13 protein-coding genes are annotated in these 13,748 nt (G+C 68.2%); 9 read left to right on the top strand and 4 right to left on the bottom strand.

Annotated elements, in window-relative coordinates; genetic code table 11:
• The first annotated feature begins 393 nt into the window (after positions 1–393).
• Entirely contained in the window at positions 394–1,500 is a 1,107-nt protein-coding gene (locus ACZ6SA_RS46585) for a hypothetical protein (RefSeq protein WP_465835715.1), read from the top strand.
• Here the strand turns inward: ACZ6SA_RS46585 and ACZ6SA_RS46580 are convergent.
• The gene (locus ACZ6SA_RS46580; protein ID WP_465835713.1) at positions 1,476–1,772 is read right to left on the bottom strand and encodes a hypothetical protein; all 297 of its coding nucleotides are present in this window, start codon (positions 1,770–1,772) and stop codon (positions 1,476–1,478) included. The genes ACZ6SA_RS46585 and ACZ6SA_RS46580 overlap by 25 nt on opposite strands.
• Before the next feature lie 304 nt (positions 1,773–2,076).
• Between ACZ6SA_RS46580 and ACZ6SA_RS46575 the strand changes: the two genes are divergently transcribed.
• Positions 2,077–2,634, top strand: a complete 558-nt coding sequence (locus ACZ6SA_RS46575) for a phosphate-starvation-inducible PsiE family protein (RefSeq protein ID WP_465835711.1) — start codon at positions 2,077–2,079, stop codon at positions 2,632–2,634.
• A gap of 20 nt (positions 2,635–2,654) precedes the next feature.
• Here ACZ6SA_RS46575 and ligD read toward each other — a convergent pair whose 3' ends face one another.
• The 3 genes from ligD to ACZ6SA_RS46560 form a co-directional block, all read right to left on the bottom strand.
• Positions 2,655–3,629 (bottom strand): non-homologous end-joining DNA ligase, encoded by a 975-nt coding sequence (gene ligD / locus ACZ6SA_RS46570; protein ID WP_465835709.1) that lies wholly within the window; start codon positions 3,627–3,629, stop codon positions 2,655–2,657.
• Positions 3,630–3,703: 74 nt separating this feature from the next.
• Positions 3,704–5,581, bottom strand: coding sequence for an MFS transporter (locus tag ACZ6SA_RS46565; protein ID WP_465835707.1), 1,878 nt, complete (start codon positions 5,579–5,581; stop codon positions 3,704–3,706).
• A gap of 327 nt (positions 5,582–5,908) precedes the next feature.
• Entirely contained in the window at positions 5,909–6,337 is a 429-nt protein-coding gene (locus ACZ6SA_RS46560; protein ID WP_465835753.1) for a DUF2267 domain-containing protein, read from the bottom strand.
• Between the two features lie 157 nt (positions 6,338–6,494).
• Here ACZ6SA_RS46560 and ACZ6SA_RS46555 point away from each other — a divergent pair, with 157 nt between their 5' ends.
• The 7 genes from ACZ6SA_RS46555 (at position 6,495) to ACZ6SA_RS46525 (ending at position 13,746) form a co-directional block, all read left to right on the top strand.
• Positions 6,495–9,107 (top strand): AAA family ATPase, encoded by a 2,613-nt coding sequence (locus tag ACZ6SA_RS46555; protein WP_465835705.1) that lies wholly within the window; start codon positions 6,495–6,497, stop codon positions 9,105–9,107.
• A gap of 68 nt (positions 9,108–9,175) precedes the next feature.
• On the top strand, positions 9,176–9,625 hold the full coding sequence (locus ACZ6SA_RS46550; protein ID WP_465835703.1) for an Hsp20/alpha crystallin family protein: 450 nt from the start codon (positions 9,176–9,178) through the stop codon (positions 9,623–9,625).
• 19 nt (positions 9,626–9,644) lie between these two features.
• Positions 9,645–10,133 carry a YflT domain-containing protein gene (locus ACZ6SA_RS46545; RefSeq protein ID WP_465835701.1) on the top strand — a complete coding sequence of 163 codons (489 nt, stop codon included), beginning with the start codon at positions 9,645–9,647 and terminating at the stop codon, positions 10,131–10,133.
• On the top strand, positions 10,118–12,016 hold the full coding sequence (gene dnaK / locus ACZ6SA_RS46540; RefSeq protein ID WP_465835699.1) for a molecular chaperone DnaK: 1,899 nt from the start codon (positions 10,118–10,120) through the stop codon (positions 12,014–12,016). Before ACZ6SA_RS46545 ends, dnaK begins: the two co-directional genes overlap by 16 nt.
• Position 12,017: 1 nt before the next feature.
• Positions 12,018–12,524, top strand: coding sequence for a nucleotide exchange factor GrpE (locus ACZ6SA_RS46535; RefSeq protein ID WP_465835697.1), 507 nt, complete (start codon positions 12,018–12,020; stop codon positions 12,522–12,524).
• On the top strand, positions 12,521–13,456 hold the full coding sequence (locus tag ACZ6SA_RS46530) for a DnaJ C-terminal domain-containing protein (RefSeq protein ID WP_465835695.1): 936 nt from the start codon (positions 12,521–12,523) through the stop codon (positions 13,454–13,456). Before ACZ6SA_RS46535 ends, ACZ6SA_RS46530 begins: the two co-directional genes overlap by 4 nt.
• Positions 13,453–13,746 carry a chaperone modulator CbpM gene (locus tag ACZ6SA_RS46525; protein WP_347650403.1) on the top strand — a complete coding sequence of 98 codons (294 nt, stop codon included), beginning with the start codon at positions 13,453–13,455 and terminating at the stop codon, positions 13,744–13,746. The genes ACZ6SA_RS46530 and ACZ6SA_RS46525 overlap by 4 nt, the downstream gene beginning before the upstream one ends.
• The last annotated feature ends 2 nt before the right edge of the window (positions 13,747–13,748 follow it).

The following is a 13,748-nucleotide window of genomic DNA, read 5'->3' as shown; positions in this document are numbered from 1 at the left end:
GGGTGTCAAGCACGACCAAGCTCGGGTCGGCTGATAGTTTCTTCTTCTCGCGCAGCAGGTCATGGATCGTCTTGTCGGGGCCGTCATCACGCCCTGCTGAAGTAGTAGTACATCGCGCTCTTGGGCGGCAACCCTCGTGGCCGCTGACCGACCGGTACTTGCGGCCTTCCGCGCCGCGAATACCGGCCCGATCAACGCCCACCTCCACTCAAATCACAGCATTTCACAGCGCACGCCGTTAGTCAGACAGTCCCTCGGCACGGATACGCGGAGCGGTGGCTGCCGGAAGCGTTGTGACGGTCCCATGACCTGCGGAATCGGTTGATGCGAAGCGATGCGGGATAGGTGCGTGTCATGTCCCGATCACAGCCACGGATCCCAAACGAGATGATCGTGGGGATGCTGGCCGCTCCCGGTCCCACGGCCGAGCTCGCACGCAATCTGTCCCGCAATCTGACGGCACGGCTGGGTGAGCGATTCCCCGGTTACTGCTGGCGGGTCGAGCTGAAAACGGCGGTGCAGGCTGGTCCGGTGGGAAGCGGCGAGGACGTGGTTCGGATGACCCGGGAACGGCTGCTCCACGAGGCATGGCTGCTGGCGATCTGCCTGACCGATCTGCCCGTGCACGTGGGGCGGAGACCGGTCACCGCGCATGTCAGCGTCTCGCTCAGAGTCGGCGTGGTGTCGGTGCCCGCCCTCGGGCCGGTGGACGTCGAGGAGCGCTTGGAGGAGACGGTGCTGCGCATCGTCGAAGGAGTGCTCGACGAGCAGGTGACCCGCGACGGTGCGCACTCCGCCGACATTGACCGGAACCTGCGGATGCGCCAGCGACTGGAGAAGCTCACCTCACCCGTCGGGCGGCCGGACGAGCCGGAACAAGGCACCTTCCGGCTCGTCACCGCGGCGACCCGGGGCAACATCCGGCTGCTCGCCGGTATGGTCCGGGCCAACCAACCCTGGAAGCTGGTGATCGGGCTGTCGCGAGCTCTGGTGGCCGCACTGGGGACGGGCGCCTTGGTGCTCACCTCTCCCGGCATTTGGCGAATCGCCGACGGGATGGGAGCAGGCAGGCTCACGCTTCTGACGGTGGGCTCGCTGCTGGCCATCGGTTTCACCCTCGTTCTGGTTCACCGGCTGTGGGAGAACGGTCCCGACGGCAGCCGAGGCAAAGAGGTCCGCGAGCAGGTGATGCTGTTCAATATGGCCACCGTAATCACGGTCACGATCGGGATTCTCACGCTGTATCTGGCGCAGTTTCTGATCGTCTTGCTTGCAGGGCTGGCACTGATCACACCCGATGTCCTGGAGAGCGAGCTCAAGCATCCGGTCGGCCCGGCCGACTACATGCTGCTGTCGTGGCTCGCCGCCTCCATGGCAGTCGTTGGTGGCGCGCTCGGCGCGGCCCTGGAAAACGAGGACGTCGTACGTGCCGCCGCCTACGGCTACCACCCTGAGGAGCCGACCGAGGCCGGTCATCACGAAGACCGTGAGCAGGCGTGAGCTCGCCCTCCGGGGACAGCGAACCCGAGGAGAACCGCCACGTCGAAACCGTCGGAGGTGATGCCTGCTAGGGGCGAGGTGGAGCGCGAGCTCGACGCCAGGCAGGCGATGAGGGCGCAGTCGTCGTCCTGGAGGTCCTCTTGGCGGAGGGCGAGCGAGAGCAATGCGGCCTGTGCTCGGTCTGGTTCGAGGCGCAGGAAGGCGATCAGGTCCAAGATCTCGGCATGGTAGATCTTGGCCGGGTCCGCCGGCTGGAAGGCCGAGGTGGCCATGGCCTCTAGGGGGATCAGCCGTGCGTGCGGTCCCAGACGAGTGGCGCGAGCGCGAGGGCAGCAGGAGGGAGACCGAGGAACTCCCCGCGCACACGGAATCTCAGCGCGGGTGACAAGCCGGACCCACTGAGAACTGGCTCAGCCGGCTCGCCGCTGTCGGGGATCAGCTGCAAGTGTGTGCCTGAGCTGGGCAGATGATGGACGGCACCGGACCGGGCACGGAGATTCACGGGTCCCTGTCCGAGGGTATTGGTCACCGTGTACGACGGTCGCAGCACACACAGCACGATGCCAGGTACAGATCATGAACGACCCGACGGACAGATCAGGCGCGCCCGGGCCTTCGTCTTCGGCCGAGGCCGTGGCACACGAGGTCGCCCGCAGGCCGGGGAACAGCAGGCTGCTCGCGATGCTGGTCGCTGCCGAGCATGGGATCCTCTACCTGGTGTCGTTCGCGCTACTGGCTCTTGGCGTCGGCATTCTCGCCCTGATGACCCTCACGATCGTCCAAGGAGGGGCATCTGGCGCTGAGAAAGTCATCATCATCCTGGAAGAGCTACTCCTGGTGCTGATTGTGCTGGAGATCTTCGTGACGGTGCAGACCCACCTGGGGGGCGGCCGCCTACAGCTGGAACCGTTCATCATCGTCGGCATCATCGCGATCATCCGGCACATCTTGTCGGTGGTCGTCCGGTTGACCATCCCGGTGAACCCGGCAGAGAGCCGCCAGCAGCTCACGGAGCTTGCCATCTACGCAGGGAGCGCCTTCATACTGGTCGCGGCGCTGGCGCTGGCGCGATGGTCGCGGCGGCGGTCCACCCTGTCCGCTGTCGGGCGCGACGACTCCAGCGCTTCTGAATGAGAAGTGTCCGATCCTCGCCGTCAGCTTTCCTCCTTCCGCACCTGGTCCGGCCGCTTGTCCGGGCGCAGGCCGCGCCAGCTCGGATGCCGCAGACGGCCGTCTGCAGTCCACTCCGTGTATTGCACCTCGCCCACCAGGGCGGGATCGACCCAGCGCGCGTCGCGCGCGTGCGGGCGCGGCAGCTCCTCGTCGAACGGGCTGTCCGGCCGCTCGTACGGCGCCAGTCGGGCGACGAGATCCCGCAGCATGTCGTCCGTGAAGCCCGTGCCTACATGCCCCACGTAGACCAGCCGTCCCGCGTCGTCGTACACGCCCAGGAGCAGCGATCCGATCGTGTCGGCGCGTCTGCCCTCGCCTGGTCTCCAACCCCCCACGATCACCTCCTGGGTGCGAAAGTTCTTCACCTTCACCCAGTCGCGGCTGCGCCGTCCCGGCAAGTAAGCCGATGCCAACCGCTTGGCGACCACGCCTTCCAGCAGGCGTTCGCGGCTCCGCCGGAATGCCGCGGCCCCGTCGCCGACGCTGTGGGGCGGGACGCTCCAGCGTTCTCCGGCCGCCACGGTCGTCGATAGCAGTTCTCTGCGTTCAGCGTACGGCAGGTCGATGGTGGGGGAGTCGTCCACATGCAGAACATCGAAGATCAGATAGGAAACCGGAGTCGACCGAGCCAATGCCGCGACTCTGCTCGGATCCCGCTGGTGGATGCGCGGTTGTAGCGCGGTGAAGCTCGGCACGCCCCGGTGGTCGAGTGCGACGATCTCCCCGTCGAGCACGGCGCTGCCGCGTACGGCGGTCGGGAGCGGTCGGAGCTCCGGATAGGCGGCCGTGACGTCGAGGCCGTTGCGTGAGACCAGCCGGAGCGCGACGCCATCGAGGTAGCCGAGCGCCCGTGCACCGTCCCACTTCATCTCGTAGCCGAACAGCTGGTCCTGTGCCGACGGCGGTAGCTGCCCAAGCCGCGCCAGCATCGGTGAGTACTTCGGAAGGTCCCCCATGAGGAGGTCGTACCCAAGTGCGGAACGCATCTGTGACAACCGAGGCCGGGTGAGATACGCGGACTGAGCCGGGCTCACTTCTCCGGCGGGCCGTACTTGCCAGGGGAGAACTCCTGTGCCCGTCCCTCGCGGACCGCCTGGCGCAGGGCGGCGCGGAATCGGCCGGGTCCCCACGTACGGCCGCGGACGCGCTCGGCGAGCGTGTCGCGATCCGCGGGGCCGTAGCGCTCCAGCGCGTGAGCCACCTCGTCGATCTCCCGATCCAGCGCTTCCTCGGCTATGGCGGCGTGCCGGCTGGCCGTCCCACTGGTGCCGATCGCGCCTGGCGACGACAGCCTGGTCCCGGGACCTGGGCGGAAGCGCCGGGCCCCTGCGCTCTCCAGCGTCTTCCGGCGCTCGCCGCGAAGGCGGGCCCGCTCCCTGCGCTCCGCCGCCTCGCGCCTGCTCTCCATGCTCAGGCCATGCTCCTGCTCGTTCCGGAGCAGGGACTCCCGCTCGGCGGGCTCCATCTCTTCTTCCTCCGCCGTCAGCGGGCGGGCGATGTTCTCCAGCGACTGCTGCTCGGCCCGGACGCCGAACAACAACTCGGCGATGCCGCCAGTGGCCATGGCCGCCGCTCCGATGAAGAACCCGATCGCCACCAGACTCACGTTGCCACTGTGGATGAACTGGCCGAACAGGGCCGGCCCGGTGACGCCGCCGACGGCGGTGCCGATCGCGAAGAACAGAGCGATGGCCAGGGCCCGGGTCTCCATCGGGAAGACCTCGCTCACTGTGAGATAGGCGGAACTGGCGCCCGCCGAGGCCACGAAGAAGGTCAACGCGATCAAAGTCATGAACGAGCCTGTGGTCAGCGCCTTGTTCATGAGCAGTACGGCGATCAGGGCGGTCAGGGCGGCGGAGACCAGATACGTGCCGGCGATCATCGGACGGCGGCCGACGGTGTCGAACCAGCGCCCCATCATAAGGGGACCGAGGAAGTTCCCCAGTGCGAAGATCGCCATGAAGTACGGGACGTTGCCGGACGTCACGCCGAAGAAGCCGTTCAGCAACGTCCCAAGGTCGAACGTCACGGCGTTGTACAGGAACGCCTGGCCGACGAAGAGAGCCAGGCCCAGGATCATCCGGCGCGGATAGCGCTCCATGGCCACCCGGGTGATCTCACTGAAGGGAATTGCCTTGCGCTGCCGGATGGTGATCGCAGAGCCGGGCGGCGGGAGCTCTTGACCGGTCTCCGCGCGGACCTCCGCCTCGATCCGGTTCACGATCCGTTCGGCCTCCTCGGTGTGCCCGTGGATGAACAGCCAACGAGGACTCTCCGGAAGATGCCGGCGGGTCACCATGATCGCGAACCCGATGACGCCGCCCATGGCGAAGGCCAGCCGCCAGCCGAGGCTCGGCGAGAACAGCGGGCTGAGGAAGGCGAGCGCGGCGAGGCTGCCGATGGCGGCGCCCACCCAGTAGCTGCCGTTGATGGCAAGGTCCACCCGGCCGCGGTTGCGCGCCGGGATGAGCTCGTCGATGGCGGAGTTGATCGCGGCGTACTCGCCGCCGATGCCCATCCCGGTCAGGAAACGCAAGAGGAACAGGTACCAGGGCTGGACAGCGAAGGCGGTGGCCACAGTGGCGGCCATGTAAAGCCCGAGCGTGACCATGAACATCTTTTTACGGCCGAGACGATCGGTCAACTGGCCGAACAGGAGGGCCCCGAGGCACGCTCCGGCGACGTAGATGGCCGCCGCGGTGCCGATGTCGGCGGAGTTCACGGCGATGCCGCTGCCGCGTTCGGTCATGCGGGAGGCGACCGCGCCGACGATCGTCACCTCCAGTCCGTCAAGGATCCACACGGTTCCGAGCCCGAGGACGACCTTCCAGTGGAATCCGGCCCAGGGCAGGCGGTCAAGGCGGCCGGGAATATCGGTTCGAACGGTGCCAAGCTGCGATGTGGTCATGGCCAAGCCTCCTTCACGTGACACCGGCGAATGGCGGGGCGGCGCAGCCCTGGCCGTGGTGCGCTGTACGGTGGGTCACATGCTCCGCTGTCGGGTTCTCGGGCATCGGTTCCGGTTCACCAGCGACCGGGAGACGATGCGCTGGCATTGCCAGCGAGGCTGTGAGGCAGGCGGCGCCAAACGGTACGCCTCGGCCGAGGATGCCCGCCGCTACGCCCGGGCCTTCGACAAGGAGGACCGGGACGATCTCGGCAGGCGAGCCCCCCTCGTGGGACTCCTGCCGCTCCGGCTCGTCCGCGCCCTGCGTCAACGGCGAAAGAGTGACCGCTAGGGCAGCACCGAAGCCAGGTCCTTCGGCATGCTGGATTTCACGTCCTCCCACTCGCCGTCGGTGATGTGCTTTCTGAGCGCCTGCAACACCGTTTGGACGAGCTCTTCCGTAGTCTCCTGGACTTCGAAGTCCACCCCGCTCGACACCCGGTCGAGGAATTCCTCGCGGTCGAGCTTCACCGGAACCGCGCCCGGGCGCCAGCCGTCGTAATAGAGACCCCGGATCAGCAGTGGCAGCTGGGCGGCGAGGTGCGCGCTCTCCTCGACGGACAGCCGGTCGCGCAGCGCGTGAAGCACCGCCCGGAGGGCGGCGTAGGACAGGTTCCGGTGCTCTGGAGACCAACCGTGCGCTTCTTCGATCTCCCGCAAGACCCGGTTCGTCTTGTCCACCGTCCGGTTGAACGGCGCATAACCGGTCTCCGCCATCTCGTCCACCCCTTCCGTTCTTTTGCGGCACTACAACGATGGCTCCAGCCGCTCCCGACCACATCCCCAAGACATGTAGTGCACCGAGCGTGAAAGATCTCGACAGGCATGAGATTGGCCGATTCAGCGCAGGAAAGGGCATGGTCAAGGGGACGAGATGCGGGGACGCGAACGCGAATGGCGTCTAATCGAGGGGCTGCTGCGTACGCTGCGACAGGGCGGGACCGGCACGCTACTCGTAGACGGTGAACCCGGAGCGGGCAAGAGCAGGCTGCTGAACGAGGCTGCCGACGCCGCTCCCCACCACGGCGTCGGCGTGATCCGCGGCAGCGTGGAGGAACTCGGTGAACTCGTTTCGTGCGGCTTCCTCTTGGAGGCCCTCGACCTCCCGTTCGAGGCAGAGTCCGCCGGTTCACCGGCGCACCTGCTGGACCGCCTGACGAAGGGCTTCGAGCAGCGGGCCGGAGCGCCGCTGCTGGTCGTGTTCGACGATCTGCACCGGGCCGAACCGGCGACGCTGAAGACCGTCCGTGCCCTACATGATCGGCTTACGACCTGGCCCGTCGGCTGGTTGCTGAGCGGCTCGACCGCTGAGAACGACGGCCGGGCCGCCTGCCTGTTCGGCCTCCTGAAGCGGAGAGGCGCCGCGCGGGTGACGCTCGCGCCGCTCGCGCCGGAAGCCGTCACGGAGCTGGCAGCGGACATGCTCGGGAGGCCACCCGATCCGACGACGCGCGCGCTGGTGGCCGGTGCCGGGGGCAATCCACTGCTGACCATCGAGTTGCTTGCCGGCCTGCGCGACGAAGGCCGCCTCGACGAGTCCTGTGGTGCCATGTCACGTGCCCATTTGCCCGCCAGGCTGCGAACGGTGGTGCGACGCTGGACCGATGCCCTGGGAGGGGAGGCCAGAAGCCTGGTGGAGACGGTCGCCGTGCTGGGCGGGCCGCTGCCGATCGAGCAGGCCGCGTCGTTGCTCGGCACCACACCGGCCGCGTTGCTGTCTACCATCGAGGAAGCCACGGCGGCGGGCATTCTCGACGTCACCAGGCGTGGGCTCGCCTTCCGCTACGGGCTGGTCGGGGCCGTCACCGCCACGTGGATACCTCCGCCAGTACGGGATGCCTTGCTGAGCCAGTCCGCCGCTCTCACACACCTGGAACCGGCGGACGCCCGCTTCACCGCTTCGGCCGCTGTCGTACACGCGGCGGTCACCGGTGGGCGGCTGGAGGAGGCCGAGAGCATGGTCCAGGAACGTCTCGCCGACAATCGCTCCGCTCAGAGCGTGGCGGAACTACGATGCCTGCTGTCGGACATCATGTACCGGACCGGCAGGGGCGACGAGGCGATCCACGAGGCCGACAGCGTGCTGGCCCTCCCTACGCGTTGGCAGCATGTGCGCGACCGTGCGGCCGCCGTGAGGCTGTATGCCATGACGCGCCTGCGTGACGACTACGCACGGGCGTACGCAAGTGAGATCATCGACGGCGAATCCGGGCACGGTCCGGCAGCCACGGTCGCCGCGCTGACCGCCCTCGCCACGATCGAGCGGGACGAGGGAAGGCTCGCGAACGCCGTGGCCCTGGCCGAGGACGCCTGCCGGCTGGCCGGCAAGGACCGGCCGGACGAACGCCGCTATGAGGCCTGTCTCACCGCCGCGGGGATGCTCATCGATGTGCGCCGCCTCGACGAGGCGCGGGCGAAGCTCCAGCAGGCACGCATGGACATACTCGCTCACGACCATCTGGCCTGGGCGGCGGGCGTCGCGGCATTGGAGGCTCGCGCCGAGTTCGCCGCAGGCCGGTTCGACGGTGCGGTCTCCGAAGGGAGGAGAGCCCTGAGCCTCGCCGCCGTCCACCACATGCCGCTGGCCGCCGAGGTGGCCAGCGGCATGCTGGCCGCCGTCGCTCTCCGGCGGGGCGACCTGCGAGAAGCGACGCGACGTGTCGTGGCCCCCGGTGAGGGATCGAGTGAGGCGCGTGCGCGGCACGCCCTGCTGGCAGCCCAGATCGCCGAGGTACGCGACGGCCCTCGGAGCGCGATGACCTTGCTCACGGATTCCTCCGGCCCGCTCCAGCAGCCGTCCTCGCTGCTCGCCATGGATCCGACGGTGAGTGCGTGGATGGTCCGAATCGCCATGGGTGCGAGAGACCGGGCAACGGCCGAGTCGATCGTCAGCATGGCGGAGTCCCTCAGCCGCGCCAGCTGGGGATTCCCGACGTTGGCCGCATCTGCCGCGCACGCCCGGGGCCTGCTCGATGGAGATCGCGAGGCTCTCACCTTCGCTGCCGAGCACATTGAGGACATATGGGCGCGGGCCTCGGCCGAGGAGGACCTTGGCCGGCTGCTGAAGGCCTCTGGGGAGCAGCAGGAGGCGGTCACCAGCTTCGATCAGGCCTTGACGATCTACCATGACATCGGATCCACCAGGGATGCGGCACGCGTCCGTCGGAGGCTGCGTGGCATGGGAGTGCGCCGCCGCCACTGGCACAACACTCCGCGGCCCACCTCCGGCTGGGACAGCCTCACGGAGACTGAGGATGCCGTGGCGCTGCTCGCCGTCGACGGATGGACCAACCGGCAGATCGCCGAGCAGATGTTCCTCAGCGTCCATACGGTCGCGTTCCATCTGCGGCATGTCTACCGCAAGCTGAGCATCGGCTCCCGCGTCGAGCTCATACGTCTCGCGGTGGCGCAGGGACGTGTCGGCCCCGACGGGTCGCACGATGAGAGGGAAACCGAGCCGCCGAAACTACACCCATGGGGGATGTGACCACCCAGCGCGAGGACGAGGGTCAGAACTGTAAGTACCGAACCACGACCCTTCAGGAGGCGGTACCGATGGCACGGCTGGCACTGCGCCGCAGGGGCAGCGACATATACCCGATGCGCGAGTTCGAGGACGTCTACGACCGGCTGGGGCAGCTGATGAGCACAGCCCTGGGAGAGTTCGCCGAGGACGGGCCCACTGGCGTGTGGACTCCCACGGCCGACGTCTCGGAGACCGAGGACTCGTACATCGTGGAGGTCGACGTCCCCGGAGTGAAGAGGGACCAGATAGACGTCCAGCTCTCCGAGCGCGAGCTGATCGTCACCGGGCAGATCGAGAAGCACGAGAGCCAGCGGCGGCACCGCGAGACACGCAGGGCCGGCAGGTTCGAGCTGCGCACGCTGCTCCCGGGGGAGGTGGACGCCGAACGAGTCGAGGCGCGTCTGTCCGATGGCGTGCTGTCCATCACCGTTCCGAAGGCGGCGGCTGCCAAGCCCCGGCACATCGAGGTGACCGCCTGAGGCGGGGAGAGGAGGAGTCGTGTCCGTCACGCCAGCCGGTCCCCTTACTGCCAACAGGCAACTGCTCGCCAGTTATCCCACGTATCAGGAGGCGCAGAAGACCGTCGACTACCTGTCGGATCACGGCTTCCCTGTGCATGGAACGCTGATCGTGGGCGTGGGGCTACGCTCGGTGGAGCACGTCCTCGCGCGCATGACGTACCTCCGCGCGGCCGGCTGGGGCGCGCTGAGCGGAGCCTGGTTCGGCCTCCTCATCGGCCTGTTCTTCGGGATCTTCGCGACCACGGCAGCGTCCATAGTCGCCCTGGTCCTGTGGGGACTACTGGGCGGCGCGGTCGCCGGAGCGATCTTCGGCCTGATCGCGCACGCAGCACACGGCGGCCGAAGGGACTTCGTCTCCGAGGCCGGCCTGGTGGCGGACAAGTACGAGGTCCTCGTCGACTCCGAGCACGCGGCCAGGGCCCATGAGCTTCTCGGGAAGGCGAACGAGCAATGGCGAAGGCAGTAGGCATCGATCTCGGAACCACGAACTCGGTGATCGCCGCCACGGAGGACGGTCACCCCACGGTGCTCCCCAACACGGAGGGCTCGCGCACGACCCCGTCCGTGGTGGCGTTCACCACCGAGGGTGAGCGCCTGGTGGGTCAGCTCGCGCGGCGCCAGGCGATACTGAACCCGAAGGGAACGATCTACTCATCCAAACGTTTCATCGGCCGTCGCTACGACGAGGTCGAGAGCGAGATCCACGCTGTGTCGTTCGACGTCGTCGAGGGGCCGCAGGGAGCCGTCCGCTTCCAGGTCGGCGACAAGCAGTATGCGCCGGAGGAGGTCTCGGCGCTGGTCCTGCGCAAGCTGGCCGACGATGCGGCGAAGTACCTCGGCGAAAAAGTGACCGAGGCGGTCATCACCGTGCCGGCGTACTTCAACGACGCCCAGCGCCAGGCCACCAAGGACGCGGGGCGCATCGCCGGCCTCGAGGTCCTGCGGATCATCAATGAGCCGACCGCCGCCGCCCTGGCGTACGGGCTGGACAAGAAGTCCAACGAGACCGTGCTGGTCTTCGACCTGGGCGGCGGTACGTTCGACGTCAGCATCCTGGACATCGGCGAGGGGGTCGTCGAGGTCCGCGCCACCTCCGGCGACGGGCATCTCGGCGGCGATGACTTCGACCGCAGGATCGTCGATCATCTTGCTGACGATTTCCAGCGAGAGCAGGGCATCGACCTGCGTAAGGACCCGCAGGCGCTGCAGCGCCTCTTCGAGGCGGCCGAGAAGGCCAAGGTCGAGCTGTCGTCGGTGACCCAGACCACGGTCAGCCTGCCGTTCATCACGGCGGACGCCTCCGGACCCAAGCACCTCAACACCACGCTCATGCGGTCCACCTTCGAGAAGATCACCACCGACCTGGTCGAACGCTGCATCCATCCGGTCGAGCAGGCGATGGAGGACGCCAAGCTCAGACCCGCGGATATCGACGAGGTCATCCTCGTCGGCGGATCCACCCGGATCCCCGCCGTTCAGAACCTCGTCCGCAGGCTCACCGGCGGCAAGGATCCCAACATGACGGTGAATCCGGACGAGGTGGTCGCGATCGGAGCGGCGATCCAGGCGAGCATCATCAAGGGCGAGGTGCAGGACGTCGTGCTGCTCGACGTCACGCCGCTCTCACTTGGTGTCGAGACCCTCGGCGGGCTCATGACCAAGGTCATTGAGCGCAACACCACCATCCCGGCCCGCCGGACTGAGACGTTCTCCACGGCGGAGGACAACCAGAGCGCCGTGGACATCGTGGTCCTGCAGGGTGAGCGGGAGCGCGCCGCCGACAACCGGGTGCTCGGGCGCTTCCGGCTGGAGAACATCCGGCCCGCGCCACGAGGAGTGCCGCAGATCGAGGTCACCTTCGACGTCGACGCCAACGGCATACTCAACGTTTCCGCCCGGGACAAGGACACCGGGGCTGAGCAGCGGATCACCATCAGTGAAAGCTCCAACCTGGACAAGTCGGAGATCGAGCGGATGGTGACGGACGCCGAGCAGCACCGTGACGAAGACACCAGGCTCCGGGAGGCCATCGACGCGCGCAACGAGCTGGACTCGGTCGCCTACCAGGTCGAGCGCCAGCTACAAGAGCTCGGGGACGCCGTACCCGTGCACGAGAAGGCGCGCGCGGAGCAGCTCGTTGAGGAGGCCCGCCAGGCGATCAAGGAAGAGGCGCCGACTGACCGGCTGCGGTCGCTCAGCGGCGAGCTCCAGCAGGTGTACCACGGACTCGGCACCGCTGGTGGTCGGCCGGAGACGCCTGGGGTGCCTCCCCAGGGCCGGACGGAAAGCGCCCCGGGCGCCGGCGACGACGTGATCGACGCGGAGTTCACCACCTCGGAGCCCGATTGACATGAACGAGAACGTGCCCGAGGTTCAGGAAGAGACCCGCGAGGAGAGCACCGCCGCGTCCGCGGAGACGGAGGCCGAAGTCGCGGAGCTGGAGGACCGGTGGCTGCGCGCCGTCGCGGACCTGGACAACCTCCGCAAGCGGATCGCCCGCGACAACGAGCGGTTGCGGGCCGAGGAACGCGCCAGGGTCGCCGCCGCGTGGCTACCCGTCCTGGACAACCTCGAGCTCGCGCTGAGCCATGCGTGCCGCGACGACGACGCGAAGGCGGTGCTCGACGGTGTACGAGCGGTGCGCGACCAGGCCGTCGCCGTCCTGTCCAACCTGGGCTACCCACGACAGGACGAGACGGGCGTCAGCTTCGACCCGGCCCGCCACGAGGCGGTGGCGGCCGTCGAACGCACCGATGTCGAGCCTGGCAAGGTCGTGGAAGTGCTGAGGCCCGGCTATGGCGAGGGCGAGCGGCAACTGCGGCCCGCAAGAGTCACCGTCGCGAAGAAGGCCGAATGATGGCCGCGCAGCGGGACTTCTACGAGGTGCTCGGCGTGGACAGGAACGCCGACACCGACGAGATCCAGCGCGCCTACCGCAAGCTCGTGCGTGCCTACCATCCGGACGTCAATAAGGATCCAGGAGCCGAAGACAGGTTCAAGGAGATCTCCGAGGCCTACGCCGTGCTCTCCGATCCCGAGACGCGCCGCCGCTACGACGCGTTCGGGCACGACTTCCGTCAGGTGCCGCCCGACGTGGACCCGGCGGAGTACGCTCGCGCCCGCCAGGGTGCCGGCGCCCGGACGGGGACCGGCGGCGCATGGCGGTCGACGCGGGGCGATGACGTCGGCTTCGGCGCGGGCATCGACCTGGACGACCTGCTCGGCGGCATGTTCGGTGGCAGGCGGCGCTGGGGTCCTGTGCCCGGTGCCGACCAGGAGGCGCAGCTCACACTGACCGTCGAGGAGGCCTACCGAGGCGGCCGTCGCCAGATCACACTGCCCGGTGGCAGGCGGCTGGACGTCACGATCCCACCGGGGGTCACGAACGGGCAGCGCATCAGGCTTGCCGGGCAGGGCGGGCGAGGAAGCGACGGAGCGCCGGCGGGCGATCTCCACCTGATCGTGCAGATCGCCGACCATCCCCGATATCGCGTGGAGGGCCGCGACATCCACACCACCCTGCCGCTCGCCCCCTGGGAGGCGGCACTGGGCGCCATGGTGCCCATCGACACACCAGGCGGCGAGGCGAAGCTGAAAGTGCCCCCGGGCACGTCCAGCGGTCGTCGCCTGCGCTTGAAAGGCCGCGGCATGCGCAACCCGAGCGGCCCCCCGGGCGACTTCTTCGCCGAAGTCCGGATCATGGTGCCGCCCACGCTCACCGACGCGGAGCGACGCCTGTTCGAACAACTCGCTGCCGCATCGCGGTTCGACCCGAGGAGGCGCTCATGATCTACGCCATGGTACGCCCGGCCCGGCTCGACCTCGATTCCTACGCGCGAGCCACGGGGCTGCATCCGGAGATCGTCCGCCGGCTGGTGACGCTCGGACTGCTGGAGCCGGACAGGGACGCCGGAGGGGAGCTGCGCTTCGCCCCCTCCCAGGTCAGGGCGGCCGCCCGCATCCAGCGGCTGCACCAGGGTTTGTGTATCAACTACGCCGCGATCGGCGTGGTGATCGACCTCCTCGACCGGATCGAAGAGCTCGAGACCGCCCTGCGCGGCCCTTTGCCACGACACTAGGG

The sequence above is a fragment of the Nonomuraea sp. NPDC049378 genome (assembly GCF_055586745.1).
This window is presented reverse-complemented; position numbering and strand designations above follow the sequence as displayed.